This window comes from Arenibacter aquaticus (assembly GCF_003957295.1).
Taxonomy (GTDB): Bacteria; Bacteroidota; Bacteroidia; order Flavobacteriales; family Flavobacteriaceae; genus Arenibacter; species Arenibacter aquaticus.
Window position 1 is genome coordinate 1,033,007 of sequence record NZ_RQPJ01000002.1, and the last position, 25,580, is coordinate 1,058,586.

General features: G+C 41.7%; 24 protein-coding genes. 10 read left to right on the forward strand and 14 right to left on the reverse strand.

Annotated features, from left to right (window positions below):
- Nucleotides 1-6: 6 nt before the first annotated feature.
- Nucleotides 7-849: an aldo/keto reductase gene (locus EHW67_RS07015; RefSeq protein ID WP_126161638.1), complete on the forward strand. Its 843-nt coding sequence runs from the start codon at nt 7-9 to the stop codon at nt 847-849.
- Between the two features lie 82 nt (nt 850-931).
- Here the strand turns inward: EHW67_RS07015 and EHW67_RS07020 are convergent, their stop codons facing one another.
- On the reverse strand, nt 932-1,444 hold the full coding sequence (locus tag EHW67_RS07020) for an acyl-CoA thioesterase (RefSeq protein ID WP_126161639.1): 513 nt from the start codon (nt 1,442-1,444) through the stop codon (nt 932-934).
- 56 nt (nt 1,445-1,500) lie between these two features.
- Nucleotides 1,501-2,451, reverse strand: a complete 951-nt coding sequence (locus EHW67_RS07025) for an HU domain-containing protein (RefSeq protein ID WP_126161640.1) — start codon at nt 2,449-2,451, stop codon at nt 1,501-1,503.
- Between the two features lie 104 nt (nt 2,452-2,555).
- On the opposite strand from EHW67_RS07025, the gene dprA reads away from it, so the two are divergent.
- Nucleotides 2,556-3,659, forward strand: a complete 1,104-nt coding sequence (gene dprA, locus EHW67_RS07030) for a DNA-processing protein DprA (protein ID WP_126161641.1) — start codon at nt 2,556-2,558, stop codon at nt 3,657-3,659.
- 230 nt (nt 3,660-3,889) lie between these two features.
- Here dprA and trpS read toward each other — a convergent pair whose 3' ends face one another.
- Entirely contained in the window at nt 3,890-4,858 is a 969-nt protein-coding gene (gene trpS / locus EHW67_RS07035; RefSeq protein ID WP_126161642.1) for a tryptophan--tRNA ligase, read from the reverse strand.
- Between the two features lie 74 nt (nt 4,859-4,932).
- Between trpS and EHW67_RS07040 the strand changes: the two genes are divergently transcribed.
- Nucleotides 4,933-5,676: a lysophospholipid acyltransferase family protein gene (locus tag EHW67_RS07040; protein ID WP_126161717.1), complete on the forward strand. Its 744-nt coding sequence runs from the start codon at nt 4,933-4,935 to the stop codon at nt 5,674-5,676.
- 99 nt (nt 5,677-5,775) lie between these two features.
- Here the strand turns inward: EHW67_RS07040 and EHW67_RS07045 are convergent, their stop codons facing one another.
- From EHW67_RS07045 to recA, 4 genes are all read right to left on the reverse strand, one after another.
- Nucleotides 5,776-7,233 carry an outer membrane beta-barrel protein gene (locus EHW67_RS07045; RefSeq protein WP_126161643.1) on the reverse strand — a complete coding sequence of 486 codons (1,458 nt, stop codon included), beginning with the start codon at nt 7,231-7,233 and terminating at the stop codon, nt 5,776-5,778.
- Between the two features lie 37 nt (nt 7,234-7,270).
- Entirely contained in the window at nt 7,271-7,816 is a 546-nt protein-coding gene (locus tag EHW67_RS07050; RefSeq protein WP_126161644.1) for an RNA polymerase sigma factor, read from the reverse strand.
- Between the two features lie 21 nt (nt 7,817-7,837).
- Nucleotides 7,838-8,314 (reverse strand): hypothetical protein, encoded by a 477-nt coding sequence (locus tag EHW67_RS07055; protein WP_126161645.1) that lies wholly within the window; start codon nt 8,312-8,314, stop codon nt 7,838-7,840.
- A gap of 190 nt (nt 8,315-8,504) precedes the next feature.
- Nucleotides 8,505-9,512, reverse strand: coding sequence for a recombinase RecA (gene recA / locus EHW67_RS07060; RefSeq protein ID WP_126161646.1), 1,008 nt, complete (start codon nt 9,510-9,512; stop codon nt 8,505-8,507).
- A gap of 570 nt (nt 9,513-10,082) precedes the next feature.
- Here recA and trhO point away from each other — a divergent pair.
- The 7 genes from trhO to EHW67_RS07095 all read left to right on the forward strand — a co-directional run bounded on the left by trhO (nt 10,083) and on the right by EHW67_RS07095 (nt 17,318).
- On the forward strand, nt 10,083-11,114 hold the full coding sequence (gene trhO / locus EHW67_RS07065) for an oxygen-dependent tRNA uridine(34) hydroxylase TrhO (protein ID WP_126161647.1): 1,032 nt from the start codon (nt 10,083-10,085) through the stop codon (nt 11,112-11,114).
- A gap of 304 nt (nt 11,115-11,418) precedes the next feature.
- Nucleotides 11,419-12,594 carry a PSP1 domain-containing protein gene (locus tag EHW67_RS07070; RefSeq protein WP_126161648.1) on the forward strand — a complete coding sequence of 392 codons (1,176 nt, stop codon included), beginning with the start codon at nt 11,419-11,421 and terminating at the stop codon, nt 12,592-12,594.
- Nucleotides 12,587-13,069: a gliding motility lipoprotein GldH gene (locus EHW67_RS07075; RefSeq protein ID WP_126161649.1), complete on the forward strand. Its 483-nt coding sequence runs from the start codon at nt 12,587-12,589 to the stop codon at nt 13,067-13,069. Before EHW67_RS07070 ends, EHW67_RS07075 begins: the two co-directional genes overlap by 8 nt.
- A 7-nt stretch (nt 13,070-13,076) precedes the next feature.
- Nucleotides 13,077-15,419, forward strand: a complete 2,343-nt coding sequence (locus EHW67_RS07080; protein ID WP_126161650.1) for a penicillin-binding protein 1A — start codon at nt 13,077-13,079, stop codon at nt 15,417-15,419.
- Between the two features lie 123 nt (nt 15,420-15,542).
- A complete protein-coding gene (locus tag EHW67_RS07085; protein ID WP_126161651.1) occupies nt 15,543-16,244 on the forward strand; it encodes a CoA transferase subunit A in 702 nt (233 codons plus the stop codon).
- Nucleotides 16,245-16,277: 33 nt separating this feature from the next.
- The gene (locus tag EHW67_RS07090; protein WP_126161652.1) at nt 16,278-16,643 is read left to right on the forward strand and encodes a four helix bundle protein; all 366 of its coding nucleotides are present in this window, start codon (nt 16,278-16,280) and stop codon (nt 16,641-16,643) included.
- 21 nt (nt 16,644-16,664) lie between these two features.
- Nucleotides 16,665-17,318, forward strand: a complete 654-nt coding sequence (locus EHW67_RS07095) for a 3-oxoacid CoA-transferase subunit B (protein ID WP_126161653.1) — start codon at nt 16,665-16,667, stop codon at nt 17,316-17,318.
- 410 nt (nt 17,319-17,728) lie between these two features.
- Here EHW67_RS07095 and EHW67_RS07100 read toward each other — a convergent pair whose 3' ends face one another.
- The 7 genes from EHW67_RS07100 to EHW67_RS07130 form a co-directional block, all read right to left on the reverse strand.
- Nucleotides 17,729-18,886: a methionine aminotransferase gene (locus EHW67_RS07100; RefSeq protein ID WP_126161654.1), complete on the reverse strand. Its 1,158-nt coding sequence runs from the start codon at nt 18,884-18,886 to the stop codon at nt 17,729-17,731.
- A gap of 19 nt (nt 18,887-18,905) precedes the next feature.
- Nucleotides 18,906-19,379 carry a very short patch repair endonuclease gene (locus EHW67_RS07105; protein WP_126161655.1) on the reverse strand — a complete coding sequence of 158 codons (474 nt, stop codon included), beginning with the start codon at nt 19,377-19,379 and terminating at the stop codon, nt 18,906-18,908.
- A gap of 155 nt (nt 19,380-19,534) precedes the next feature.
- Nucleotides 19,535-20,281, reverse strand: a complete 747-nt coding sequence (locus tag EHW67_RS07110) for a succinate dehydrogenase/fumarate reductase iron-sulfur subunit (RefSeq protein ID WP_126161656.1) — start codon at nt 20,279-20,281, stop codon at nt 19,535-19,537.
- Nucleotides 20,282-20,319: 38 nt separating this feature from the next.
- Nucleotides 20,320-20,682 (reverse strand): four helix bundle protein, encoded by a 363-nt coding sequence (locus EHW67_RS07115; RefSeq protein WP_126161657.1) that lies wholly within the window; start codon nt 20,680-20,682, stop codon nt 20,320-20,322.
- Between the two features lie 46 nt (nt 20,683-20,728).
- A complete protein-coding gene (locus tag EHW67_RS07120; protein ID WP_126161658.1) occupies nt 20,729-22,744 on the reverse strand; it encodes a fumarate reductase/succinate dehydrogenase flavoprotein subunit in 2,016 nt (671 codons plus the stop codon).
- Between the two features lie 17 nt (nt 22,745-22,761).
- On the reverse strand, nt 22,762-23,439 hold the full coding sequence (locus EHW67_RS07125) for a succinate dehydrogenase cytochrome b subunit (RefSeq protein ID WP_126161659.1): 678 nt from the start codon (nt 23,437-23,439) through the stop codon (nt 22,762-22,764).
- A 380-nt stretch (nt 23,440-23,819) separates the two neighbouring features.
- Entirely contained in the window at nt 23,820-25,541 is a 1,722-nt protein-coding gene (locus EHW67_RS07130) for a M28 family peptidase (protein ID WP_126161660.1), read from the reverse strand.
- Nucleotides 25,542-25,580 lie beyond the last annotated feature (39 nt).

The following is a 25,580-nucleotide window of genomic DNA, read 5'->3' on the forward strand; positions in this document are numbered from 1 at the left end:
CCGATTATGGATTTGAAAACAATAACCGATTTAAAAGGAACTTTTACTTTACACAATGGCGTGCAAATGCCCTATTTTGGTTTGGGGGTCTATTTGTCCGAAGATGGCGAGGAGGTAGCTAACGCGGTTAATTGGGCTTTACAGGAGGGGTATCGACATATAGATACCGCTTCTATATACAAGAATGAAGCTGGAGTTGGGGAAGGGATAAGGCAAAGCGGTATAGATCGCCAGGACCTTTTTGTGGTAAGTAAAGTTTGGAATGGGGATCAAGGCTATGAGAGTACCCTAAAAGCGTTTGAGGATAGCTTAAATCGACTTAAATTGGATTATTTGGACCTTTACTTGGTGCATTGGCCTGTAGAGGGAAAATATAAGGAAACATGGCGGGCCATGGAATATTTGTACCGGGAGAAGCGGGTCAGGGCCATTGGGGTGAGCAATTTTTTGCAACATCATTTGGAAGATCTGCTGGCCGATGCCGAGACAGTGCCTATGGTGAACCAGATGGAATTCCATCCGTATTTGGTACAGCAGGATTTGATAGATTTTTGCAATAAAAATACCATTCAGTACGAGGCTTGGTCGCCTTTGATGCAGGGTCATATTTTTGAAATGGATATAATGAAAGAAATGGCCCGCAAATACAATAGGACCATTGCGCAGATAGTTCTAAGGTGGGACCTGCAGAAAGGGGTGGTTACCATTCCAAAATCATCCAAAAAAGAACGTATCATAGCCAACGCCGATATCTTTGACTTTGAATTGGCGCCGGAAGATGTAAAGCTAATGGACGGATTGGATAGGGGGAAGCGGTTTGGTCCGGATCCCGACAATTTTGATTTTTAAAGTGATATTTTATTTCCTAGTTTTCAACAGCGCAATATCCTTGACTTATGTTTGTCTGTTATAATGGATGAGGGAATATCGGTTACCCCATAAACAGCGCCTTGAGTTCTGTGGCGTCCTGAGGGTTCATTTTGCCTGCAAGTACAAGGCTGAGTTGTTTTCTTCGCAAAGCGGCTTCAAATCGCTTTATTTCCTGTTCGGTTTCGGGCTTAAGTTCTGGAACATTGGTAGGTTTGCCAGTGTCGTCTACCGCTACAAAGGTGTAAATTGCCTCATTTACCTTGGACCGCTCGCCGTTAAAACGATCTTCCATCCAAACATCTATATAGACCTCCATAGAGGTTCTAAATGCCCTGGAAACAGCAGCCTCCACTGTAACTACGCTGCCCACGGGAACCGCTTGGTTAAAGGCTACATGGTTAACCGATGCCGTAACGGTGATACGCCTACTGTGCCTTCTGGCAGCAATACTGGCCGCCCTATCCATACGGGCAAGTAATTCGCCCCCAAAAAGGTTGTTCAAGGGGTTTGTTTCACTTGGTAGGACCATATCGGTCATCAAGGTACGGGATTCACTGGGTGTCTTAGGTTCCATATGATAGTTTTGCGTAAAGATACGCCCCTAATTAAAAAGAGAAAATGTGGAAGGAGTTATTTTACCGAACGTAACCAGGCCTCCGGTGATTCGGATTTTTTAATTTTCCTTAAGTAGTTCAATGCTTCATTGGTGTCATCAAAACTGCCATAAGCTACCATGTGCAGACCGTACTGGTTGGCACCTATGTAAGAGGCGTCATAGCCCTTTTTCTTTAATTGAAGTACCTTTTTTTCTGCATTTTCCTTTATTCTGAAGGCTCCGGCTATTACTTGGTGTACTGCCGTCTTTTTCTTCTTAGTGATAACATTTAGGGAAACTGCAGGCAATTCCAAAGGGGCTGTATTAAAAAATGTAGCCTCTTGGATGTTTTTGGAAACTTGTTGCTGTGCCTCCTGTTGCGCCATTACAAGATTGGATTCCTTGTCGTTGTAGAGACGGTACCCTGTAAATCCGGTAGCAATGGCCAACAAAATCACTGCTGCGTACTTTAAATAAGGTCTAAACTTGGATTCCTTCCTGGTCTCAGGAGTAATAATGAAAGGTATCTTTTCTTCAAGTTCCTCAACTTCCTCTTTTAGTACTTCCCTGGATACAGGGGTAGATACAAATGAGGACAGTCCAAAGGATGAAGTAAGGTAGTTTACCTGATAGGAAGGTTGGAATTGTATCTTACCTTCCTTATTTAGCCACAATTGTCCAATGTTGGACAGGCTAAGGCGTTCTCCTGCAGTCAAAAGCTTTTTCCATTCCTGGGAAACGCCTGCAATCTGCTGCTGCATTTCTTCATATGAAGTCTTTTCGGCATCCGCCATATAGGAGACCAATAGGCCATCATTTGAAGATAATTGCTCGTTAAAAGAAACAATTTTGGATGGGGGGTAGAATGAATTTGTGGTATCGTTGATCACCGCAGATTTCATCTGCGTCAAGAAAGCGCCAAATTCCGGTACAATTACACAATTATACCTGTACAGTAGCTCCGCTATATAATGTTCCGTTCCCATAAGGACAAAGATTGTAAAAAATACAGAAGTTCAAAACTGTTCGCATAACTTTTTATTAACATTATAATTTGTGTATTTTGTAGAGAATTAAGTCTGTTCCATAAATGTCTAGAGATGAAATAATTGCCGCGCTTCGCTTACAGAACGTCCCTAATATAGGGGATATTACCGCCAAAAAATTAATTGGAAACTGTGGTAGCCCGGCTGCAATTTTTGAAGAACGGACCCATCACTTATTAAGAATTGATGGTATTGGAAAGCACACTTTAAAGGGGTTAAAAGACCTAGAACACCTAGAGGCTGCCCAGGCGGAGTATGAGTTTTTTTGCAATCGTGAAATTGACCTGCATTATTTTATGGATGCTAGTTATCCGGCTTTGTTAAAACACTGTGTGGATAGCCCTATCCTTTTATTTGGTTCCGGGAATATAGACCTGAACAATCAGCGGATAATTAGTGTTGTGGGGACTAGGAATATTACCAGTTATGGGAGTGCTTTTTGTGAGGAGTTTATAGCGGATTTGGCGCCTTTGAATCCTGTGATTGTTAGTGGGTATGCTTACGGGGTAGATATATGTGTGCAAAAGGCAGCTATAAAACACGGCTTGCAAACTATAGGATGTTTGGCCCACGGACTCAATCAGATCTATCCCAAGAAACACGAACGCTACGTTTACGAGGTTGAAAAAAATGGGGGTTTTTTCACGGAATTTTGGAGTACTAGTCAGCCCGAACGGGAAAATTTTTTAAAACGCAATAGAATTATTGCCGGAATGAGCGAAGCCACCATAGTGGTGGAATCAGCTGACAAAGGGGGTAGTTTGGTTACGGCTGATATAGCCAATAGCTATAATCGCGATGTATTTGCCGTTCCAGGGAGGACCCAGGACAAATACAGTAGCGGATGTAATAATTTAATTAAACAGCAAAAGGCCCACATGCTTACCTCTGCGGCAGATCTGGTTTATATGCTGGGTTGGGAAATTGAAGAAAAAAAGGCAGAGCCTGTTCAAAAACAACTTTTTGTAGAACTCAGTGAAACCGAAAAGGAGATTTATGATTATTTGCAACAAGGGGGCAAGCAAATGCTAGATCATATTGCATTGGCCTGTAAGCTGCCCATCTTTAAAGTGTCATCCACCCTTTTAAACCTGGAAATGAAGGGGGTGGTAAGGCCTTTGCCGGGCAAACTTTTTGAGGCCATATAACATGCTGAATATAGGTTCAATGCACTCCCCGGTGTACAGGAATATATTCCCGCAATTGGCTTTGCCCAGCCAAAAATAACAAACCAGGGAGTCGGTCATTTTGTTGTGCCACTATCAATCTTGGGTTTTAAGGGTGTTTTATCGATTGTTCCCACCCATTGCTCTAAATGCTACGCTAAGTTTGTTTAAGTTGATATTGAAAACCGACCACTGGGTATAAAACCATCAATTTAATACCCCACCTTTTTTCTAACCCTGGCCAATACATCATCGGCCACTTTTTGGGCCTTTTCGGCACCAATGGCCAATGCTTCGTCTACCTCGTTTAGGTGGTTCATATAATAATCGAATTTTTCACGGGCCTCTCCAAAACGTTCCAGGATTACTTCATAAAGCGCTTGCTTGGCATGTCCGTATCCATAGTTGCCATTTAGGTAGTTGCTGCGCATTTCTGCAACCTGTTCTTCGGAAGCTAGAATTTTGTACAGGGCAAAGACATTATCAGTGTCCGGATTTTTAGGGGCTTCCATTGGGGTGCTGTCTGTTTGTATCCCCATGATCTGCTTTCGCAGTTTCTTATCTGGCTGAAAAAGACTGATCAAGTTTCCTTTGCTCTTGCTCATTTTGGAGCCATCGGTGCCCGGAATGTACATGGTCTCTTCCCTTACCTTGCCATTGGGTAATACGAAAGTTTCCCCTAATTGGGCGTGAAAGCGGGAGGCCACATCGCGGGTTATTTCCAAATGCTGCATTTGGTCCTTACCTACAGGGACTATCTCCGCATCGTATAAAAGGATGTCTGCCGCCATTAGCATGGGATAGTAGAACAATCCGGCATTTACATCATCCAGACGATCGGCTTTGTCCTTAAAGGAATGTGCCAATGTAAGTCTTTGGTATGGGAAAAAGCAACTTAGGTACCAGGCCAGTTCGGCGGTTTGCGGTATGTCGCTCTGCCGATAAAAAACGGTTTTTTCAATGTCCAGTCCAAAAGCCAACCAAGTAGCGGCCACGGCATAGGTATTATGTCTCAATTGTTCCCCGTTCTTAATTTGGGTAAGCGAGTGCATATCCGCTATAAAAAGAAAAGAATCGTTCTTGGGATCATTCGCCATTTCTATGGCGGGGGCAATGGCCCCTAAAATATTTCCTAAATGTGGAGTTCCCGTACTTTGTATGCCTGTTAAAATTCTTGCCATTTGTATTTTTTCAAAAGAAGGACAAAGGTAAAAGAAATCCTAAAAAAGGACTTAAAATTATTACTTTTGATCTCATGCTATCTGTTATAAAAAAAATAGGCTACTGCTTGTATCGGATTTGGTTTTATATTTTAGTGGTCTTGCCCATCCTTGCCTTGTTACCCTTTTTGGTGATCTTTACCCTTTCGGAGAAAACCTATTCGCAGTTTTTTTGGATGGCACGTAACATTTGGGCCAATTTTATACTCTACGGTATGGGCTGCTTTCCTGTTATAAAAAGGGAGCAACAACTAGTAAAAGGCCAAAGCTATATGTTGGTTGCCAATCATACCAGCATGCTAGATATTATGTTGATGCTAAAGGTGAGCAAAAACCCCTTTGTCTTTATTGGAAAAAAAGAGCTGGTCAAGATTCCGCTATTTGGCTTTTTCTACAAGCGCGTGTGTATCATGGTGGATAGGGAGAGTTTAAAAAGCAGGACGGCAGTGTACAGGCGGGCGCAAAAAAGACTTAATCAAGGTCTCAGTATTTGTATTTTTCCTGAAGGTGGGGTGCCGGAAGAACATGTTGTATTGGACCAATTTAAGGATGGAGCTTTTAAAATGGCGATAGCCCATAGTATTCCTGTGGTGCCCATGACATTTTACGACAACAAAAAACGATTTTCCTTTACTTTTTTTAGTGGTGCCCCAGGTAGGTTACGGGTTAAGGTGCACAAGTTTTTTTCTACGGACCAACTACAAGAGCAAGATAAGGCCGAGCTTCGGGAAAGCGTAAGAGAGGTAATATTAAAGGAATTGAAAAAGGAGGGCCAATAGCCGTTATAAAAGCGCGTATTTCACCTTTGGCGTATAGCAGCTACTGGTTAATGCAAGGGTGTCTATTTCCTTCTTTTTTCTTCAGAAAAACAAGCTAGCTTAAAACTTTAGGCTAAACCCACTGTAAACCCCTAATGAATATGGGTTAAAACTTCCAGAAGTATCGGAAAAAGTATTCAATTGATATTTAAAAACGGGTTCTACGTTAAATCTCAGTTTGGGGGTAAATTTGTAATGCAGGCCTAGCCCCACATTGGTACTAAAATTAACATTGTTGATGTTGTTGGCTTCCCCTACTTCCGTGGTCTGTCCATTAGATTTGAGTATCACTAGGTTGTCCATGAGGAAAAGGGAGCTTAATCCTCCGATAAGGTTCACACCAAATTTATGGTCCAATAAGGCATAGTTCAATTCCAATGGCACCTCTATATATCCAAACTGCTGCCCCATGGTTCCCAGTCTAGTTGGGTTTTTACCGGTTACATCAGGGGCAAATAAAGCTCCTTGTTTGGTAGGGCTATCTTGGGCACTTGGGTCGTTCAAAATAATGGACTGCGAGTCCTGGCTGTAGTCAATATTCTTTAGTTGGTTACCAGAGGAGGCGTTGAAGGAGGAGGTAAAGGAGACATCATTGGTGTTATAGCCAAAATCTACCTTGTGCACTCCGGAACGAAGGCTAAGCTTTTTGGAAATTTCATATGCTACGGTAACACCAAAGCTTAGGGTAACATTTCCTGTTTTGGAATTACTGGCCAATATGGAATTTATGGGCGACCCTTGGCCCATGCCGTTAAAGTAGACCGGTGCCACGCTGGGGCCTGCAGACCACTTTCCGCCTTTTTCTGATTCTGCGGTCAGAATTTCGTTATGCTCTATCTCATCAAAAATAGATTTTTTGTTGGAAGAATTCTGTTCTGTAGCGGTTTGGGGAGGGTTGTTTTCCTTCTCATTGGTTTTTTTGTGGCTTTGGAAAGCAAGGTCTTGTTTTTTGTTTGCCGTTGGGCTTTCTTTGTCCTCATTTGCGGCAAGGCCTTGGGCGTTGCTGTCGTTTTGCCTCGATTCTTCCTTTGTAACTTTGCTGGTTTTTTCAAGACTTTGCGACTCCCTTTTATTAGGGGATAGCTTGTTTTTTGTTGGGTTCTTGGTGGTGGCTAAATCTATTTCCGTGCCGTGGGGAGCGGGGGTAGTCTTGTGTTCAACGCCGGGGCCAGTTTCTTTTGTGGCTGTTTGGTTAGGGGCTTTCTCGTTAGCGGTGATGCCCGTTGCTTCCTTATTGGCATTGGGTGTATTGCCGTCCTCCAGCTGGGTGTCGTTTTGTTCAACATCGGTAATCACCGGATAATCCTGCTCGGTGTTAAGGAGAGGATTAATGGCAAAGAATAATATGGCCAATACAGCGGCTATTCCAGCGGCTTTCCACCAAATAGGGAAAACCTTTCGGGACTGCTTCTTGTTGTCCAGGGAGGCGGCTATGGAATTCCAGACCTTGTCATCTGGGGTTTCCTGAAAGTTTGCCAACTTCTCCTGGAATAACTTGTCTAAATTGTTTTTACTCATTTTGTCTTTTGTTCAGCTGGGACTATTTGGTAAGGTTTTACCTTTCCATGATGATCCTAGCTTTATTTGCCTCAATTTTTTCTTTTAAAATCATTCTGGCCCTTGCAAGATTGGATTTGGAGGTTCCCGGGGAGGTTCCTAACATATCACTGATCTCTTTGTGGCTGTAGCCATCCAGCACATATAAATTGAAGGTTAAGCGGTATTTGTTTGGGAGTTCCTGTATGTAGCCAAGTAAGGTGGCCAAATCAAGGTTCATATAACCGGTATCTTCAGGTTCTTCTTCTTCCTCAATATTATCGGTTACCAGGGATAAATTTTCCTCTTTTCTATATTTTTGGAGCACCGTATTCACTGTAATACGCTTTATCCACCCCTCAAAGGACCCCTGGTTTTTAAATTGTTCTATTTTGTTGTAGATAGTCATAAAACTATCATGAAGATTATCTTCCGCCTCCGTTTTATTGCGTGAGTATTTAAGACAAATACCGTACAGTATCCGGGAGTATTCCCGGTATAACTGTTCCTGTGCTTGTCTGTCCCCCTTTTTGCAATTGTTTATGAGCTCTACTGGATTACTCAAAATATGGATTGGGTTATAAGCTTAATTTTTTAAAGCGGCCGAACTGTTGTTGTTTGTTGCTGGCGCCTTGGCCGAGTTATAACTGTTTACAGGTACCGAAATTTCCAAATAAGTTGGCTCCCCGTTTTCATCCTCTCCCGTCCAATATCTAAATAAATAGGTTTCATCATAGATTACCTCAAAGTTAAATGAGGATACCAATTCTTCTCCTGCACCTGTGCATTCCTCATCTTCGTCTTCTACCACGGTACCTATAGTAACCACCTTTCTGGTGGTGGTATCTTCTTTAACAACATCAAAACCTTCGAAAAAGGTACAATTATCTGGTCTAAAATAAGTAACTTTTATATTATAGATTTCACCGAAATCAAAAGATTCGGGCATTTCAACGGATTTTACCTCTAAGGCTTCAAAGTGATAGTTTACGTCATCGTCTATTTCACAAGAGGTAATAAGTGCAAAAGTGGCAACAAGCAGCAAAAAGATTACTCGTTTCATAATTCTAAATTTCATTTTATTTTAATAGTAAGGATTTTGGAAACCTATTGCCTATTTATTGACCAAAACAATATTGATATGTTCGGGGGCAAAGGGGTTTCATAACAATTGCTTTTTGCTATTAGATGTAAGTGGGTATTAAAGGTTGCGTGTAGAAAGAAAAAATCCCGATTGGATCGGGATTTTTAATTTAAGATTTTACTGTTTTAATGGCTTCTATTATTTTGCCTTCCAATTCCTCCAGTAGTTCGGGATTGTCTAGCAGTAAATTTTTAACGGCATCCCTGCCTTGGCCAAGTTTTGTGTCCCCGTAGCTAAACCAGGATCCACTCTTTTTAATGATTTCAAATTCAACTCCCAGATCGATAATCTCCCCAACCTTGGAAATTCCTGCGCCGTACATTATATCAAATTCTGCTGTTCTAAATGGAGGGGCTACCTTGTTTTTAACCACCTTCACCCGTGTTTTGTTCCCTTGTACCTCACCATCGGTGTCTTTGATCTGTGTAGATCTTCTAATATCCAACCTTACCGAAGCGTAGAACTTTAAGGCGTTACCCCCAGTGGTTGTTTCTGGATTCCCGAACATTACCCCAATTTTCTCACGCAATTGGTTAATGAAGATTACGGTACAGTTTGTTTTGCTGATAGAACTCGTTAATTTACGCAGTGCTTGGGACATTAATCGTGCATGCAGCCCCATTTTGGAGTCACCCATTTCCCCTTCAATCTCGCTTTTTGGTGTTAAGGCCGCTACAGAATCCACAACTACAATGTCAATGGCCCCGGAACGAATAAGGTTATCGGCAATTTCCAAAGCCTGTTCCCCGTGGTCTGGCTGGGAAATGATAAGATTGTCTATATCTACCCCTAATTTTTGGGCGTAAAAACGGTCAAAAGCGTGCTCGGCATCTATAAAAGCTGCTATGCCACCGTTTTTTTGAGCCTGGGCCATGGCGTGTAAGGTAAGAGTGGTCTTACCTGATGACTCCGGACCATATATTTCTATTACTCTACCCCTTGGGTAACCCCCCACTCCCAAGGCTACATCCAAGCCCAAGGAACCAGAGGAAATTACTTCCACGTCCTGCACTACACTGTCCCCCATCTTCATTACGGCACCTTTGCCGTAGGTTTTGTCCAGTTTATCCAGGGTAAGTTTTAGTGCTTTTAATTTTGCGTCTTTTTCGGAACTCATTTTCATATTGTATTAGGGTTGCTAAAATACCAATTCTTTTTGCATAATACCTCCTTCCTGATCTATTTTATCTCAAGATATCAATGGCTTGTTGCTATTTTTTTAAAATTAATTAAAGGCTACTGTTTATAGCTGATCTTAGGGATAATGGGGGCTGATCAGCGGGTACAGTGGCTATTTTATCCCTGTTTATACAAAAACGGCAATTTTTTTTGCTGTCCTAACGCAACCCTATTGTTTTTCATGCATCTAAAAAATAACTAACTCAAATTAGGTTGCTTATTGTTCTGGTAAAACAATAAGGGTTGTGGGTCAATATTTTTATTTTAATTCTATGAAAAAGAAAAAATGATATTGACCTTAAAAAGGGTCTTGATAACTTCAAGGTCCTTTTTTGCTTTTCATAGGGTCACAGATAAGTGTTCACCACACCTTATTTTCTTTTGGCTGTGTTAATGCAGCTGCTTTACTTGAAGTCAAAAAACAGTATTAATCCTTTTTAACCACACCTTTATATCCTATTTTTGCACTCAGTAAAATTTATTCTTTAACTTAAAATATTAGTATAGTATGCAACTGTACAATACCTTAAGTGCAAAGGAAAGGGAAGCTCTTATAGAGGAGGCGGGTCAAGAACGCCTTACCATTTCTTTCTATAAATATGCACGTATTGGCAATCCGTCAATTTTTCGAAATCACTTATTTATTCATTGGAACGAACTGGATGTGCTGGGTCGTATCTATGTAGCCCATGAAGGTATCAACGCCCAATTGTCGGTTCCTGCAGAAAATTTTGGGGCTTTTAAAGCGCATTTGGATAGCATTTCTTTTTTGGAAAACGTTAGGTTGAATATTGCTATAGAGCAGGATAACAAGTCATTCCTGAAGCTCAAGGTAAAGGTGCGCCGTAAAATTGTTGCCGATGGATTGAACGATGAAACTTTTGATGTAACCAACAAGGGGGTCCATGTGGATGCGGAGAAGTTTAACGAGCTTATAGAGGATTCGGATACCATCTTGGTAGATATGAGAAACCACTATGAAAGTGAGATAGGGCATTTTAAGAATGCCATAACCCCTGATGTGGATACGTTTAGGGATTCCTTGGATATTATTGAAAAGGATTTAGCGGCTCACAAGGAGGATAAGAAATTGGTCATGTACTGTACCGGAGGTATCAGGTGCGAAAAGGCCAGTGCCTATTACAAGCATAAAGGATTTAAGAATGTATATCAACTGGAGGGCGGTATTATTGAATACACCCGACAAGTGCAGAATCGCAATCTGGAAAATAAATTTTTGGGAAAAAACTTTGTTTTTGATCACCGTAGGGGAGAGCGGATCACCAATGACGTAATTGCCAATTGTCACCAGTGTGGACAAGCCTGTGACACCCATGTTAATTGTGCCAATGAAGCCTGTCACCTACTTTTTATTCAATGTGAGGATTGCGCCAAGGCTATGAACAATTGCTGCTCTGTGGAGTGCAAGGAGATTCATGAATTGCCGTATGAGGAACAAAAGAAATTGAGAAAAGGAAAGGTGGTGAGCAATAAAATATTTAAAAAGGGGCGTTCCGAAGTGCTTAAGTATAAAAAGTAGGCTACATTTTTGCAACTGCGGTTTATGTAGTTAGAAGAAGCTGCTATTTTTATATCAGGGTACCAATTATACCTGCCTTTGGGCCAAGCCGATAAAAAATAATTTTCAACAGTGGTTTTCAGGGTGCAACAGACTGTGCTGCACCCTCTGAAGGCTGGACTTTTAGTGTGCTAAAGCAGGCGTTGTACGGTCTGAAAAACACTTTCTTTTCATCGCATCAAAAAAACACTATCTTTACGGTTAATAATTTTATGAACCTTTTTTAGTAAAAGTGTTACATTTTTACTGAATCAACATATGAAATATGGGTTGTAGCAGTTGTTCAACCGCAAAGGACGGACAGCCAAAAGGATGCAAGAACAATGGTACTTGCGGCTCCGATGGCTGTAATAAATTGACGGTTTTTGATTGGCTTTCCAACATGTCACTTCCAAATGGGGAAAAACCATTTGACTGTGTGGAAGTCCGTTTTAAAAATAGCAGAAAAGAATTCTTCAGAAATTCAGAAAATCTTTCACTTTCTATTGGGGACCTGGTAGCTACGCAAGCTACTTCTGGCCATGATGTGGGTATGGTTACGCTTACCGGAGAATTGGTAAGGGTGCAGATGAAAAAGAAAAAAGTAGATTATAAAAAGCCCGATCTTCCGAAAATTTACCGCAAGGCATCGCAGAAAGACATTGATATCTGGCAAAAATGTAGGAATAGGGAAGAGGAAATAAAGAAAAGGGCAAGGGAGATAGCCATTGTTCTTAAACTGCAGATGAAGATCTCTGATGTTGAATTTCAGGGAGATGGGTCCAAGGCTACATTTTATTATACGGCAGAGGAGCGGGTAGATTTCCGTCAACTGATAAAGGATATGGCCAAGGCTTTTGGGATACGTATAGAAATGCGCCAAATTGGCTACAGACAGGAGGCGCAGCGATTGGGGGGTATAGGCTCTTGTGGTAGGGAGCTTTGTTGCTCTACCTGGTTGACCGATTTTAGGTCGGTAAGTACTGCGGCGGCCCGTTACCAACAACTATCGCTTAATCCACAAAAATTAGCTGGACAATGTGGTAAACTAAAATGTTGCCTCAACTATGAGTTGGATGTGTATCTGGATGCCTTAAAGGACTTCCCCGGACAGGATACCAAACTGTTTACCGAAAAGGGAATGGCCTTCTGTCAGAAGGTAGATATTTTTAAGGGTTCCCTATGGTTCTCCTATAAGGACGAGCCTTCCAATTGGCATGTTTTGTCCAAGGATCAGGTATTGGAGATCGTGGCCAAAAACAAGAAAAAGGAAAAAGTGGCCAGCTTGGAGGAATATGTTACCGAGACTTTGCCGGAAGTAGAAAAAGTTTTTGAAAATGTGGTAGGACAGGATAGCCTTACCCGTTTTGACAAGCCCAAGAAAAGAAGAAACAACAGAAATAACAGGAATAAGAAAAAGAAGAGGAACAATTACAAAAAAAGACCTACTAACAATGCTTAGGAGTGTAATTGCATTTTTTATCGTGGTCCTAGGGGTTTCTTGTGACCGCCATCTTGTTAAGTCCCATTATAATTCTACAGATAATGGGCGCTGGAACAAGGACAGTATAATGGAGTTTAGCTTTAGTGAGCTGGATAGCCTTCAGCAATACAATATGTTTATCAATGTTAGGAACGATGCCACCTACCCTTTCAGCAACCTTTTTTTAATTGCGGAATTAAGTTTTCCCAATGGGGATAGGGTACGCGATACCTTGGAATACGAAATGTCCAAACCTGATGGGCAATGGTTGGGAACGGGCTATGGTAGTTTAAAGGAAAATAAACTTTGGTATAAGGAAAACGTCGTTTTCCCGCTTTCGGGCGTATATACCTTAAAACTTTCGCACGCCATGCGCAAAAATGGCCAGGTGGAGGGAATAGTGGATTTAGAAGGTATTACAGACGTGGGGTATCAAATTGAAAAAAGTAATTAGTAGGCTTATGGCAACAGCTACAAAGAAGAAGAAAAAGAAAAACAACAACAATTTTAAATTCATTAAATGGTTTTGGGCCCTGTTTTTCGCAGGGGTATTATCTATTGTTCTAATTTTTTTAGTCGCTTCATGGGAATGGCTGGGTGAATTGCCCACTTTTGAGACTCTGGAAAATCCACAAACCAATTTGGCCTCACAGGTTATTTCTTCTGATGGTGAATTGTTGGGAAAGTTTTATTTGGACGATAACAGGACCGATGTGGCCTATGAAGATTTACCGGAAAACTTGGTAAATGCTTTATTGGCAAGCGAGGATATCCGATTTTATGAACATTCCGGGATCGATGCGCGAGGAACTTTAAGGGCTGTGGTTTACTTGGGAAAAAAGGGAGGTGCCAGTACAATTTCTCAACAATTGTCCAGACAGTTATTTGTCGGGGTACGTTCTAAAAATACTTTTGAAGCCATTGTTCAAAAAATAAAGGAATGGGTTATTGCTACCCGTTTAGAACGTCAATATACAAAGGAGGAAATCATAAAAATGTATTTGAATATTTATGATTTTGGCAATACGGCTGATGGAATAAAGTCCGCCGCCCGTATCTATTTTGGTAAAGCTCCCATAGATTTAAAAATAGAGGAATCCGCTATGTTGGTGGGTATGTTGCAAAATTCATCTTATTTTAATCCCTTGCGCCGCAAGGAAAAGGTGAGACAGAAACGGAACATGGTTTTGGGCCAAATGGGAAAGTACGGTTATATTACGGAAAAGGAAAGGGATTCCTTGCAGGCAATGGAAATTGACTTGAATTACCATCCTGAATCACATCGAGACGGTATTGCAACCTATTTTAGAATGTATCTACAAAGATTCATGAATCAATGGGCTAAAAAGAATCCGAAACCGGCTTTAAAAGGAGAACGGGACAAGTGGAATATTTATTTGGACGGACTTCGTATTTACACCACTATAGATTCACGTATGCAAAAAAATGCGGAAGAGGCTGTGGCAGAGCATATGAAACGCCTACAGGCCGAATTCTTTCACCAAAATACGCCCGATCGTAACAAAACGGCACCTTTTATAGAAGAGGTGCCCGGAGAAATTGATAGGATTATGGAAAGGGCCATAAAATCTTCCCATAGATGGCACAACCTAAAGAATCAAGGTAAGAGTGAAAAGGAAATAAGGGCTTCCTTTAAGGAGCCCGTAGAAATGACCGTTTTTGATTGGAACAGTGAGACCAAGGAGAAAGATACGGTTATGACGCCATTGGATTCCATAAGGTATTATAAATCCTTCCTTAAGACGGCAATGATGTCCATGGAGCCACAGACCGGCCATGTAAAGGCTTGGGTGGGGGGAATAAATTATAACCATTTTCAGTATGACAATGTTATCCAAGGGGCAAGGCAGGTAGGGTCTACGTTTAAACCCTTTGTATATGCTGCCGCCATAGACCAATTGCGTTTGTCGCCCTGTGACTTGCTACCGGACAATCAATATTGTATAGAGGCCAATAAGCACGGCAATCCAGATCCTTGGTGCCCAAAGAATTCCGATGGCAAATATTCCGGGGAAATGCTAACGCTTAAAAATGCTTTGGCCAATTCAGTAAATACCGTCACAGCTCAATTAATAGACAAGGTGGGGCCTAGATCCGTGGTATCCATTGCTAGAAATTTGGGCATTACTGGAGATATCCCGGAGGTGCCTTCCATAGCCCTGGGTACGGCAGACCTTAATGTGTACGAAATGGTAGGGGCCTATGGTGCCTTTGCCAATCAGGGGGTATATGTTAAACCGGTGATGGTAACTAGAATAGAGGACAAAAATGGTACGGTGCTGTTTGAATATGTACCGGAAACAAAGGACGTGTTAAGCAAGGATGTGGCCTATGCCATGGTCGATTTAATGTCAGGGGTGACCCAAGGTGGTTCCGGAACTAGGTTAAGAACTACCGGAGCAGAGAAATACAATCCTGCATACAAGGAGATTATAACGGGATATCCCTATGAATTTAAGAACCCTATAGCGGGTAAAACGGGGACTACCCAAAACCAAAGTGACGGCTGGTTTATGGGAATGGTACCCAATTTGGTTACCGGCGTTTGGGTAGGAGGTGATGATAAAGCGGTGCATTTTAGTAGTATAAGATATGGGCAAGGAGCGTCCATGGCACTTCCCATATGGGGATTGTATATGAAGAAGAACTATGCCAATAAGGAATTGGGAGTGTCCGATGGTGAATTTGAAAAACCCGAAGAGCTATCAATCAATGTGGATTGTGACAAAGTTGAGGAAGATACAGAGAACGTTATAGACACCGAAGACGATTTGGATTTCTAGAGCAATTAGAAGAGAAAATACACGAAAATGCCCTTGCTTTTAACCAAAAGTTAAGGGCATTTTCCGTTAAAAACACGTATTTTAGAGTAAGCAAGGAAATAAGTTTAATTAAGTTGGTTTTATATGATACGAAAAAATGTTGCCAATGTTGAAGAGGCCTTGGAAGGAGTACAGGATGGGATGACCTTTATGCTGGGGGGATTTGGATTGTGCGGTATTCCTGAAAATGCCATTGCAGAACTTGTAAGGCGTGGGGTCAAGGACTTAACCTGTATTTCCAATAATGCCGGTGTGGACGACTTTGGGCTGGGGCTATTATTGCAGAAACGTCAGATAAAAAAAATGATATCGTCCTACGTAGGGGAGAATGATGAGTTTGAAAGGCAAATGCTAAGTGGTGAGCTGGATGTTGAGCTTACCCCTCAAGGTACCTTAGCCGAGAAGTGCAGGGCGGCGCAGGCGGGTTTCCCAGCTTTTTATACGCCGGCCGGATATGGTACGGAAGTGGCGGAAGGGAAGGAGACCAGGGAGTTTAATGGCAAAATGTATGTGTTGGAAGAGGCATTTAAATCCAATTACTCCTTTGTTAAGGCATGGAAGGGGGATGAGGCCGGAAACTTAATTTTTAAGGGGACGGCACGTAATTTTAATCCGGCTATGTGCGGGGCTTCAAAAATTACCGTGGCTGAAGTTGAAGAATTGGTGCCGGCAGGAGAATTGGATCCCAACCAAATACATGTACCAGGAATTTTTGTACAACGCATTTTTCAAGGTGAAAATTATGAGAAAAGAATAGAACAATTAACAGTGCGGAAAGTCAATTGATTTGAAAGTTATATGATTTGAAAATTTGATAATATGAGGAATGATAGGGAGAATTTAATTGTTAATAAAACTTTCGGTTTCTCCTTGCAAATTATTGAATATTGTGAGGAATTGAGAGCTTTAAATAAGTATGAAATGGCATCTCAATTGTTTAAAAGTGGAACCTCTATTGGAGCAAATTCATGGGAGGCTCAAAACGGAGAAAGTTCTGCTGATTTTATACATAAATTTAAGGTCGCAGCTAAAGAGGCTGATGAAACCTTATATTGGATCGAACTTTGCCAAGCCTCAAGACATTATCCAAATCCGCATGAATCACTTTTTTCAGAATTAGAATCTATCATTCGAATTATCTCAAAAATTATAGGTACAAGTAAACGTGCCAAATCATCAAATTAACTAATCATCAAATCAACAATTATGTTGGATAAAAACGGTATAGCAAAACGCATTGCAAAGGAAGTGAAGGACGGTTATTATGTTAACCTAGGGATAGGAATACCTACTTTGGTGGCCAATTTTGTAAGGGACGACATAAGTGTGGAATTTCAAAGTGAGAACGGAGTATTGGGTATGGGGCCCTTTCCCTTTGAAGGGGAGGAGGATGCCGATATTATCAATGCAGGCAAGCAAACCATCACAACCCTGGCTGGAGCCTCGTTTTTCGACTCTGTAACGAGTTTTGGCATGATTAGGGGGCAACATGTAGACCTAACAATTTTAGGGGCAATGGAGGTCGCTGAGAACGGTGATATTGCCAACTGGAAAATTCCGGGGAAAATGGTGAAGGGAATGGGAGGGGCCATGGATCTGGTGGCTTCTGCCGAGAATATTATAGTAGCTATGATGCATACCAACAGAGCGGGTAAATCCAAGCTGTTAAAGAAGTGTACCCTACCACTGACCGGAGTGGGATGTGTTAAAAAGATTGTAACCAATTTAGCTGTTCTTGAGGTGGTCCCTGAAGGTTTTTTGTTGTTGGAAAGGGCAGCAGGGGTTAGTGTGGATGAGATTGTTAAGGCCACAGAGGGTAATTTATTAGTAGAAGGTGATATCCCAGAAATGGATATTTAACTGGGATGCTTAATTATGACGCCCTTAAACTATTGATTTTTTATTTTGGGACGCATTTAAATAAATTGTCTCCATTTAACATTTTTGCACTTGTTTGCATATCCATGAAATACTTATTTTTACGCTGAAGAGACATTTAAGGCAGATTGCACAACATATATGTTATTTCTGCGTTACTTTAAAATAAATTGAGTATATAACCCATTGTTAGACCCCAAATTTAACAGTAATTAAACCTAATTTACTATGGAAGCCCAGATGAACCACGCGCCAGCGCAAGAAGAAATTCAAGTTTATCGAAATGACTTTTTTAGAGGCATTTTACGATTGACAAAAAAATTATTTATGCTGTAAGTTCTACTGCAAAAATTTTAAAGGGAGCAAGGCTATAGTATCTTGCTCCCTTTTTTTTATAGGCTACATAGAATGTCCGATGCGCTCTTCAGGGTGTCGTTGGTCTTTGCGAAACAGAATCGTAAAAGATGGTTATCCAGTCCGTTGGTATTAAAGCTGGAAATTGGAATACAGGCTATTCGTTTCTCCCTAACTAAGCGCTCAGCATATGCTTCATCCTGTTCTTGGGTAATTTCACTGTAATCCAAGAGTTGAAAGTAGGTGCCCATACAAGGTCTTATTTTTAATCTGGAATGTGATAGTCCGGATTGGAACAGGTCCCTTTTTTCTTGATAAAATTGGTTTAGGCCCAGATAATGTTGTGGCTCTTTTAAATAGTTGGCCAGGGCTCTTTGTACGGCATGGTCCGCACTAAATACGTTGTACTGATGAACTTTTCTAAATTCATGCATCAGTTCAGCAGGTCCGGCGCAATAGCCCATTTTCCATCCAGTGATATGAAAGGTTTTACCAAAGGACCCACATACAAAGGTTCGTGAAGCCAAGTCGGGGTATTTGGAAGCACTGTGATGGGCATTGCCATCAAAGATGATGTGCTCGTATACTTCGTCACTAATTACAATTATATTGGTCTTGGTCAGGGACTGTTGTAATTGAAGCATGTCCTGATCCGAAAAGATGGTGCCACTAGGATTATGCGGGCTGTTAATAATGACCATTTTAGTCCTGTTGGTAAGACGACTCCTAAAGTCGGCCCAATCTACCTTAAAATCTTTGTTGTTCATTTGGATTAGGATAGGGATCCCTCCATTTACCTCAATAGCGGGCTCATAGCAGTCGTACGCCGGTTTAAATACAATTACCTCATCACCATGGCCAATGAAGGCTGTAATGATGGTAAAAATGGCCTGTGTAGCACCTATGGTTATGGTTATTTCTGAATCGGGCTGGTATTGTTGACCGTAGAGGGTGTCAATTTTTTGGGCAATTACTTCCCTGAGTTCCAATACACCTGCCATGGGTGCATATTGGTTATAGCCTGCATTCATGGCTTTGGTAACTAGCTTGATGAGTTTGGGGTCAGGATCAAAATTAGGGAATCCTTGCGAGAGGTTTAAGGCATTGTATTGATGTGCCAATTGTCCCATACGGGTAAAAATAGTGGTTTTTACTTCTGGTAATTTGGAGGGTATTTGGTCTTTGTAATGTGGCATGCCTGTGGCTTAATTTTATTTATGGGTTGATGGATTTTAAATGGTCAATTACTTTTTTCAAGCATTCGTTCAGTTCCTTTTTGATGGATCTTTCCCAAAAGCGGAATACGGTATAGCCTTGGTTTTTTAAGGCCTGATTAACCTCTTGGTCTCGCTGTATATTGCGTTCTATCTTGGGAATCCAAAATTCCCGATTGGTCTTTATTTTTTGCTTTCTTTCTTCCCAATTATAACCGTGCCAATATTCACCGTCAATAAAAATTACCGTTTTGTATTTTTTGAGTACGATGTCCGGTTTACCAATTAATTTTTTGTAGTCTATTCTATATCTATATCCAGCTTTGTAGAGGGCTTTTCTAAAGGCCAATTCCGGTTTAGTGTTTTTTCCGCGGATCTTGCCCATAATCTTGGAGCGTTCCGGCGTGGTATAAAAACCTGATGCTTCATTGAAGCGGGGAACTTTAATTCTTTCTTTTGGATATTCTTTGGACATAGTTAAAGTTAAGGAAAATATAGGCCATAGTGGTAATTGTAAAAAGTTGGGGTAGGAGAGCGGAACTTAACTAACGGACTTGGGTTTTAATGGAACAAAAAATCCCAAACACCGGAGATGGCATTTGGGATTTTTATTAGGTATATTGAAAGGGGTTATCCCTTGATTTTGGCACTGAAGAATTCGCGGTTCATACGGGCAATGTTTTCCAGGGAAATACCCTTTGGGCATTCCACTTCACAGGCCCCTGTATTGGTACAATTTCCAAAACCTTCAAGGTCCATTTGGGCCACCATATTCTGAACCCTGTCCGTAGCTTCTACCCTACCTTGTGGCAATAAAGCATACTGGGATACTTTGGCTCCTACAAACAGCATGGCCGAAGAGTTTTTACAACTTGCTACACAAGCACCACAACCAATACAGGTGGCGGCATCCATGGCTTCATCGGCTGCGTGTTTGTCTATCAGAATGGCATTGGCATCCTGGGTGTTCCCGGAAGTGTTTACGGAGATAAATCCACCTGCGTGCTGTATGCGATCAAAAGAACTTCTGTCTACCACTAAATCCTTGATAACAGGAAAAGCTTTGGCCCTAAAAGGTTCTATGGTAATGGTATCGCCATCCTTGAACATACGCATGTGTAATTGGCAGGTAGTAACCCCTCTGTCCGGTCCATGTGCTTCACCATTGATGTACATAGAACACATGCCGCAAATTCCTTCGCGACAGTCATGGTCAAAGGCAACAGGCTCTTCCCCTTGGTTTATAAGCTGCTCGTTCAAAACATCCATCATTTCAAGAAAAGACATATGTTCCGAGATCTCGGTCACCTTATAGTCTACCATTTTACCTTTGTCCTGAGGTCCCTTCTGTCTCCAAATTTTTAGTGTAAGATTCATTCTTATAGTTTATTAGCCAAAAAGCCAATAGGCATTAGTTATTTGTCTATCGATTTAATGAAGGCATTTAACATTTTACTTTCTTCGGTTATTAAAGCTTGTATTCTATTATAACTATCGGTTGAAATAAAGTTTAATTCTTTTGATATTATTATTTGAGTTTCCAATTCCAATAATGAGCCTCTGGAAACTCTTAATAGTTGAACATAATTTTTGGTATAATTGCGTCCCCATCCCTCAGCAATATTTGACGGAATTGAAATAGATGAACGTTTAATCTGACTTTTCAACCCAAACAATTCGTCGTTTGGAAGCTCTTGGCATATAGAATATACTTCTTTGACCAGTTCTATGCCTTTTTGCCAAATCAGTAAATCTTTATACGTTTTAACTTCATTCATTATGGCAATTTCCCTTTGCTTCTGGCTTTTGCCTTCTGCCTATTGACTATTTATAACTTCTTTGTTTTAATTCTATATCCTTAAATTCCAGTTGTTCTTTATGTAACACGGCATCGGCAGGTTCCCCTTTGTATTCCCAGGCGGAAACATAAGCAAATTCGGCATCGTTACGTTTGGCCTCTCCTTTTTGCTCGCCATCCAGCTCTACTGATTCTTCACGGAAATGTCCGCCACAGGATTCCTCGCGCATAAGGGCATCTTTGGCAAACAATTCTCCAAGTTCAAGAAAATCGGCCACGCGACCGGCTTTTTCCAGTTCCGGGTTCATTTCGTTGGCAGAACCGGGTACATTAACCTCCTTGTAGAATTCCTCGCGGACAGCTTTTATTTCGCTCATAGCCTCTTTTAGTCCGGCTGCATTCCTGGACATTCCACATTTGTCCCACATAATCTTGCCTAATTTTTTGTGGAAGTAATCCACGGAATGGGACCCTTTATTATTGATAAAGAAATTTATCTGATCGGTTACCGCTTTTTCTGCTTCTTCAAACTCCGGCGTATCGGTAGGGATTGCCCCAGTCCGTATTTCATTGGATAAATAATCACCTATGGTATATGGTAAAACAAAGTATCCATCGGCCAAACCTTGCATCAGGGCCGAGGCTCCTAGACGGTTGGCGCCATGATCGGAGAAGTTGGCCTCCCCAATACAGTATAATCCTTCCACCGTGGTCATTAAGTTGTAATCTACCCAAACCCCTCCCATGGTATAATGGGTTGCCGGATAAATCATCATAGGGGTCTTATAGGGATCCTGATCTACAATTTTCTCATACATCTGGAAAAGGTTCCCGTATTTGGCTCTTACGATACCTTCGCCCAATTCTGTTATTTTCTCTTTGCTAGGGTTGTTTAGTCCATGTAATTTGGCTTGTTCGTTACCGTAGCGTTCTATGGCAGATTTAAAGTCTAAGTAAACGGCTTCTCCAGTGGCGTTGACACCATATCCGGCATCGCAGCGCTCCTTGGCAGCCCTGGAAGCTACGTCCCTAGGTACTAGGTTGCCAAAGGCAGGATACCTTCTCTCCAGATAGTAGTCCCTATCTTCTTCGGCAATTTGTGTAGGCTTTAATTTGCCTTCCCTTATAGCCAATACATCTTCCATTTTCTTAGGTACCCATATACGCCCATCATTACGAAGGGATTCTGACATCAATGTTAATTTGGATTGATAGTCCCCTGAACGCGGAATACAGGTAGGGTGAATCTGTGTATAGCATGGATTGGCAAAAAATGCTCCTTTTTTATGAATTTTCCATGCTGCTGTAGCATTGGACCCCATGGCATTGGTAGATAGGAAGTATACGTTCCCATAGCCTCCTGAAGCAATTACCACGGCATGTGCGGAATGGCGTTCTATTTCTCCGGTAACCAAATTACGGGCTATAATGCCACGTGCTTTGCCGTTCACCTTTACCACGTCTAACATTTCATGGCGATTGAACATCTGTATCTTACCTCGTGCTATTTGCCTGTTCATGGCAGAATAAGCACCCAATAATAATTGTTGACCGGTTTGTCCCTTGGCATAAAAAGTTCGGGATACCAATACCCCACCAAATGAACGGTTGTCCAATTGTCCGCCATAATCACGGGCAAAAGGAACTCCCTGTGCAACACATTGGTCTATAATATTGGCCGATACTTCTGCCAAGCGATATACATTGGCTTCCCGTGAACGGTAATCCCCACCTTTTACGGTGTCATAGAACAATCGGTAGATGGAATCCCCATCACCTTGGTAATTTTTTGCAGCATTGATCCCCCCTTGTGCCGCAATGGAATGGGCTCTACGCGGGGAATCCTGGTAACAAAATGCTTTTACGTTATACCCCAGTTCTGCCAAGGTGGCCGCAGCCGATCCTCCTGCCAAACCAGTACCAACAATAATAACATCTATATTACGCTTATTCGCAGGGTTTACTAAATCGATATGATTTTTATAGTCGGTCCATTTATCCTTTAACGGTCCTTTAGGTACTTTAGAATCCAATACAGACATAGAGTTGTAGTGTTATATTAATGGTTGAAATGGTGAAAAAGCGCAATAAAGATAAACCCTAAGGGGATTATGATTGCGTAGGCCTTTCCAAATCCTTTTAAGCCTTTGGTGTATTTATTGTTGGCACCTACCGATTGAAAAGCGGAACTAAATCCGTGCAGCAAGTGAAGGGAAAGAAATACAAACCCTATACAATATAGTGCCACCCTCCAAATTGGGACGAATTTATGGGTGAGTTCTTCGTAATACCTGTACCCATCTCCGTCAGCGAGCAAGCCAGACATATCGCCCTGTATGTATTTGGTGTTGATTTCGGGAAACCAGAAATCCAAAAAGTGGATAATTAGGAAAACAAGTATAAAACCGCCACTCCAGATCATATTCCTACTCATCCAAGTAGAATTGGCCGCTCCATTGTTCCTTACGTATTTTACGTCACGGGCATTCCTGTTCTTGATTTCCAAGATAAAGCCCATCACAAAATGATAAATAACCCCAAACAACAATACTGGCTGCAGAGCGTATTGTACCAGCGGATTGGTGCCCATAAAATGGGAGGTTTCATTAAAGGTATCCGCACTAAAAACAGAAAGGATGTTTATGGCAAAGTGTTGAAGGATAAAGATCATTAAGAAAAAGGCCGAAAGAGCCATGGTATACTTTCTACCTATTGAAGAGTTTAAAAATCCACTCATTAGTTATCAGTTTTGCATACAAATTTACTCTAGAATGCATTTATTAACAAACTTTGTTGAAATTATATGCCATATTTAGAACCAATTTAAAGAAAGTGGCAAAGAAGTGCTTTCCGGCTATGATTTGCATTCTTGTCTATCTTCAAGGCGTCTATGACCTAACGGCATAGTTGACCGTCTATAGGTCCTAGTTAGGGCATTTTTGCCGTCAAAGCTTGTGGGTTGTTCTTGTATATTATTCCATAGTTCCATGTCAGTGGTAGCTAAGGAACCATATAAGTGTTGGTGTAGGATGTCGCCGCATGGTCCAAACAACACACCATGAGGTACTTTACCACTATCTTTTGGGTAGGCAAAACTTTATGCGGAAGCAAAGCGCTTTATTTTTCCAGTTCGGCTATAAACATTTTAGTTTGGGACTCAATCACATTTTGAGCCTCTAAAATGGCTTTCTCTAGAGCTTTGTTATTTTCTGCGATAGCCAAATCCTTGGTAGCGGCTATGGCCTCTAGGTACCAATTTCCCCATGCCTGTATAATGGAAACTTCATCTTTAGGCAGTTTTCCCTTTATAAGTTGCCTTTCACTGATCAAAAACTCATCTGCGAGTCGGTTTGTTCCGGCCTCTTTTACAATATCAACTATGTCCATTGCCGTAAAGCTGTCCCCGTTTACCAGCGTCAATGCCGTGGCCAGGGCGGCAGTGCCTACGTTCTTCAGGGTTTCATGGGACACCTTGTCCAGTCGGTCATTATCCGTGTGGTAAAACTGATCGGTAAAATGCCAAAATAAAAGGCCGGGAATTTTAGCTTGTAAAAACGGACTGTGGTCACTGCCGCCCTCATAGGGATTGCTGTTCACCGTCCAGTTGGCAAACTTGGCCTGGTTTTTAAAATTATAAAGGGTAAAGTCATTAAGATAATGGGGTTGCATATCTTCTAAAGTGAGGGTCCTACCTCCCCACTCGGTATGCTTGTCTTTTCCCCTGGTCCAAATGGCACTGGGATCTGGCATTTTTTCTATTAAAAAGGAGCCACCCGTAATGGCGGTATTTTCACCTACCATATCCAAGCTTAGGCCCCATTTGATCCCGGCGGCCCTTTTTTTATCTTCCAGAATGTATCTTTGGGTGGCTATTATTTCATCTCCCCATAGGAAGGTTAAGCTTCTATTGGCATCCAGGGAGCCATCTTTAATGAGTTGGGCCAAGACTGTTGCCATTTCCAATTGCGCACCGGTGCCGCTGGCGTTGTCGTTGGCACCAGGTTCCTGTACGTGGGCGCTGAATACTAGGCGTTCGTTGGGAATTTTGGCACCTTTAATATTGGCTACCAGGGTTAATTCTTCAGAGGGGTATATTTTGCTGGCTATCTTTACTTTTGCGTATACCCGTCCCTTGCTTAAGGCCGATTTTAGGGTTTCCCTGGCTTGGAAGGACAGGGCAATGCCCCAACGGTTGTTGGGGGTGTAATCTAGGCTTCTAAATTGAATGGAAGTACTGTTTTTTTCGGGTTGTAGGTAGCTTGGGTTGTCATAGCTCATAAGTCCCAAGGCCCCTTGTTTTAGAACACCCTGTTTGTACATTTCTTGGACATTGCTTTCGGTAAATATAATTTTGCCTTTTACCGAAACCCTTTGTAGGTCATGTATGTTTTCTATATGAACAACCTCTGCAGTAGCTCCATTTTGGGGGGTGGAAACCGAGTTGAGGTATACCATATTACGATTGGATTCGTAGCGTAGCAGTGGCTCGGGGCTATTGTTTAAAAAGACCGCCGCATCCAAAATTTCCCATGTGGGCCGTTGCAGGGGCCTTTTCTCTATTCTATACGTAAATCTATCGGCAGGGGAGGCATGTTCTTCGGATACAAAACCGGCAGCCTCCAGATGGGTGGCTAAATGATGGATGGTCTTGTTAAAACCATCGTTCCCAACTACCCGCCAATATTGTTCTGCGTAGGCTGTGGTATTATAGGCCAATTCTCCCGTTAAATTACTGCGGACCAGATTAAAATAATCTTGGGTGGTAAGGGTAGGTTTTTTTAGCTGCGCACAGCTGAGTGAGCATAGTGCAACAAAGAAAAAAAAGAAGTTTTTGGTCATAATAATGCCGATTTGTAAGGCTCTAAAACATGTAAGGAC

Coding starts and splice junctions, on each gene's coding strand:
- EHW67_RS07045 (WP_126161643.1), bottom strand. CDS start 7,233: ATGAGTAAAAACAATTTAGACAAGTTATTCCAGGAGAAGTTGGCAAAC.
- EHW67_RS07070 (WP_126161648.1), top strand. CDS start 11,419: ATGGGTTGTAGCAGTTGTTCAACCGCAAAGGACGGACAGCCAAAAGGA.
- EHW67_RS07115 (WP_126161657.1), bottom strand. CDS start 20,682: ATGAATGAAGTTAAAACGTATAAAGATTTACTGATTTGGCAAAAAGGC.
- EHW67_RS07130 (WP_126161660.1), bottom strand. CDS start 25,541: ATGACCAAAAACTTCTTTTTTTTCTTTGTTGCACTATGCTCACTCAGC.
- EHW67_RS07120 (WP_126161658.1), bottom strand. CDS start 22,744: ATGTCTGTATTGGATTCTAAAGTACCTAAAGGACCGTTAAAGGATAAA.
- EHW67_RS07080 (WP_126161650.1), top strand. CDS start 13,077: ATGGCAACAGCTACAAAGAAGAAGAAAAAGAAAAACAACAACAATTTT.
- EHW67_RS07075 (WP_126161649.1), top strand. CDS start 12,587: ATGCTTAGGAGTGTAATTGCATTTTTTATCGTGGTCCTAGGGGTTTCT.
- EHW67_RS07105 (WP_126161655.1), bottom strand. CDS start 19,379: ATGTCCAAAGAATATCCAAAAGAAAGAATTAAAGTTCCCCGCTTCAAT.
- trpS (WP_126161642.1), bottom strand. CDS start 4,858: ATGGCAAGAATTTTAACAGGCATACAAAGTACGGGAACTCCACATTTA.
- EHW67_RS07020 (WP_126161639.1), bottom strand. CDS start 1,444: ATGGAACCTAAGACACCCAGTGAATCCCGTACCTTGATGACCGATATG.
- EHW67_RS07015 (WP_126161638.1), top strand. CDS start 7: ATGGATTTGAAAACAATAACCGATTTAAAAGGAACTTTTACTTTACAC.
- EHW67_RS07055 (WP_126161645.1), bottom strand. CDS start 8,314: ATGAAACGAGTAATCTTTTTGCTGCTTGTTGCCACTTTTGCACTTATT.
- EHW67_RS07040 (WP_126161717.1), top strand. CDS start 4,933: ATGCTATCTGTTATAAAAAAAATAGGCTACTGCTTGTATCGGATTTGG.
- EHW67_RS07100 (WP_126161654.1), bottom strand. CDS start 18,886: ATGCCACATTACAAAGACCAAATACCCTCCAAATTACCAGAAGTAAAA.
- recA (WP_126161646.1), bottom strand. CDS start 9,512: ATGAGTTCCGAAAAAGACGCAAAATTAAAAGCACTAAAACTTACCCTG.
- EHW67_RS07110 (WP_126161656.1), bottom strand. CDS start 20,281: ATGAATCTTACACTAAAAATTTGGAGACAGAAGGGACCTCAGGACAAA.
- dprA (WP_126161641.1), top strand. CDS start 2,556: ATGTCTAGAGATGAAATAATTGCCGCGCTTCGCTTACAGAACGTCCCT.
- EHW67_RS07025 (WP_126161640.1), bottom strand. CDS start 2,451: ATGGGAACGGAACATTATATAGCGGAGCTACTGTACAGGTATAATTGT.
- trhO (WP_126161647.1), top strand. CDS start 10,083: ATGCAACTGTACAATACCTTAAGTGCAAAGGAAAGGGAAGCTCTTATA.
- EHW67_RS07085 (WP_126161651.1), top strand. CDS start 15,543: ATGATACGAAAAAATGTTGCCAATGTTGAAGAGGCCTTGGAAGGAGTA.
- EHW67_RS07095 (WP_126161653.1), top strand. CDS start 16,665: ATGTTGGATAAAAACGGTATAGCAAAACGCATTGCAAAGGAAGTGAAG.
- EHW67_RS07090 (WP_126161652.1), top strand. CDS start 16,278: ATGAGGAATGATAGGGAGAATTTAATTGTTAATAAAACTTTCGGTTTC.
- EHW67_RS07125 (WP_126161659.1), bottom strand. CDS start 23,439: ATGAGTGGATTTTTAAACTCTTCAATAGGTAGAAAGTATACCATGGCT.